General features: G+C 54.2%; 1 protein-coding gene and 1 pseudogene. Both read right to left on the reverse strand.

The window, feature by feature from the left end; all coding sequences use genetic code 11:
* Positions 1-507: 507 nt before the first annotated feature.
* A pseudogene (locus MHX61_RS11175) lies at positions 508-1,026 on the reverse strand (DNA-directed RNA polymerase subunit beta'); the annotation flags it as partial.
* Positions 1,027-1,111: 85 nt separating this feature from the next.
* On the reverse strand, positions 1,112-2,253 hold a 1,142-nt coding region (locus MHX61_RS11180), incomplete at its 5' end, for a YPDG domain-containing protein (protein WP_239194931.1).

Consider the following 2,253-nt stretch of genomic DNA (forward strand, 5'->3'; position numbering starts at 1 on the left):
TGAACTACCAGCCCGAACCAACGACGCAAACCGCGCCACGACAACAGAATCCGGAACCCATTTCGACTCCACACAATCACCCAACCCATGTCAGGTGTTTCCACGACCGCTAGAAATCAAGCACTCGATAGGAATCAGAAAAGGCCCCATGAAGTAACTAACCGTGTACCCGCCCGCGACACGCCGAGCGGACACACATTCTGCTACTTAACCCCTGTCATATTATTGAATTCCGCTGGATACCGCAAGCTACGACGTCATTTAAATACATTATTATCGCCGGTTAACGTTGTATACATTCACAGCTTTCGGTAAAGTTCCTAGTCGGCTCGGTTTAAGCTTTTACACCCAAGCTAAGTATGTGATAAGTCACCTACATTTGACTCTTGGAAATCAACGTATTGTCCTTTATCTGTCTCTGTTGTGGACATGAAAAAAGCGTGTCTGGGAATCCAGACACGCTTCTTGTTGGGGCAGCATTTACGGCGTTCCTGCCCTCGCTCTTACCTAGAAGGTGAAGTCCTCATCCAGCGGGACGGAAGCACCGGTGAATTCACCGAAGCCGTCATCGCCGTAGATGGAATCGCCATAAGTCGGAATCGAGTATGCAGCGTTGCGCGCAGCCTCGGTCGGCTTAACGGAGATATTGCGGTAACGGGAAATACCGGTACCAGCCGGGATCAGCTTACCGATGATGACATTCTCCTTGAGGCCGATGAGCTTATCGGAGCGCTTATTAATAGCGGCGTCGGTAAGCACACGCGTGGTCTCCTGGAACGATGCAGCAGACAACCAGGACTCGGTAGCCAAGGAAGCCTTGGTAATACCCATGATCTCCGAACGCAGCTGAGCCGGCTCGCCGCCCTCTGCAACCTGGGCAGCATTGAGCTGCTTAGCCTCAGAAAGGTCAATGAGGTTACCCGGCAGCAAGTCCGTGGTACCAGCATCGATGACGGTGCCACGGCGCAGCATCTGGCGGATGATGATCTCGATGTGCTTATCGTGAATAGCCACACCCCGGCTCCGGCAGCATCTCATTCCCTAGTAGACGGGAAGCTAACGCCCTCCCCTTGGCGCGGAAGTGTGGGGCCAAGGCCCCACACGGAACCGATTACTTAGAGGAGCCGGAAGAGCTGGAGGAACCAGCGCCCGGAGCACAGGAGTTGATAAGCAATCCCAGTGCCAGTGCGCCAGCCGCAGCCAGAGCAATTCCGCCACCAATGCGGCCAGCCTCTGGGCTAACCTTCTTCAGCATCAGGTCAATCTGGCTAGCCTGCTTTGCAAGCGGGCCATTGAAAATACCCAGCTGCTTCTGCAGTGCAGCATTCTTCTGACCCAGCTGACGGTTGATGCCATCAATCTGAGCAGAAACCTGCTTTACCAGCGGGGAGAAGCCCGGGATATTCATCTGGGAAGCCAGACCAATCGGCAGCAGGAACAGCAGCGGCAAGCCAAGGCCCGCAGCAGCCGGAGCACAGCGCTCCCAATCAACATTGGAAGAACCATCCAGGATGCTGGAGCCATCAGTAATGCTGGAACCAGACTCATCCTTCTCTTCGATGGCGATCTCAACAGTGTCAATCACCTTGCCCTCAGGATCCTTAACCTCAACAACAATCTTGTCGCCAGGCTTAGCATCCTCATTCGGCTTCACAGTGATCTTGCCGTCTTCATCAATCTCAGCGGTACCTGGACCATCAGTGACCTCTACGGTAGTGCCAGGCTGAACGTCACCGGAATTAGAATCCTTGTCAATTTCAACTGGCTCATCCGGAGTCGTCTTGGAATCTTTCCAATCCGGCTCGTTCGTGTCCGGATCGTCGACAGTGACAGTCACATCAACGGTGTCCGTAGAACCATCCGGGTGGGTCACATCAACCGGAACAGTAATCTTGTCACCCGGCTCGGCATCCTCCGAAACCGGAACAGTAACCTCACCGGTATTCTCATCAACCGTCACACCATCCGGAGCACCCTCACCCGGAGTGAACTTAGTATCCTCCGGCACCTCGGTGTCATTACCGTCCTCGTCCTTAATGGTCGGAGCCGGAACCGTCACATCCTCACCCGGCTTACCAGAACCATCCCCATACTCAGGCTGGAACTTATCCGGATCATCGACAGTGACAGTTACATCAACGGTGCCCGTAGAACCATCCGGGTGGGTCACATCAACCGGAACAGTAATCTTGTCACCCGGCTCAGCATCCTCCGAAACCGGAACAGTAACCTCACCGGTATTCTCATCAACCG

This window comes from Corynebacterium sp. ACRPF, assembly GCF_022347395.1.
Lineage (GTDB): Bacteria > Actinomycetota > Actinomycetes > Mycobacteriales > Mycobacteriaceae > Corynebacterium > Corynebacterium tuberculostearicum_D.